Genomic DNA, 330 nt, shown 5'->3' with positions numbered 1-330 from the left:
ATCGTCTGCGTCTCGCTCGAATCGCTGCGGCTGCTGCTCGACCCGACGCTCAATTGAACGGCAATGCTCGGGTTCTGCATCAGCGCGCCGCCGGTCGCGCCGGCGACACCCATCGCCGCATTCCCCGCGGCCGCGATCGCGTGCAGCGTCGCCGCTCGGTCGTTGCCCGTGCTCGCCGAACGACTCGCGGCGCGGCTCTGCGTGTAGGCGTTATTGTTTGCATCGCCCACGGAACCCGACAGCCCGAGCGCAAGGCCGCTCGAATGCGAGGTTTCCGTCCGCGAACGCTGCGCCGTATCCTTGGCCGCGTCGATGGTGACGTTCGCGCCC

At 68.8% G+C, this 330-nt stretch carries 1 protein-coding gene; it reads right to left on the bottom strand.

What is annotated here, in order from left to right; genetic code table 11:
• The coding region (locus QCE64_RS34330; RefSeq protein WP_310008673.1) for a hypothetical protein at window positions 1–330 on the bottom strand (330 nt) is incomplete at both ends.

This window comes from Caballeronia sp. LZ043, assembly GCF_031451075.1.
In the GTDB taxonomy this organism is placed as follows: Bacteria; Pseudomonadota; Gammaproteobacteria; order Burkholderiales; family Burkholderiaceae; genus Caballeronia.
This window is presented reverse-complemented; position numbering and strand designations above follow the sequence as displayed.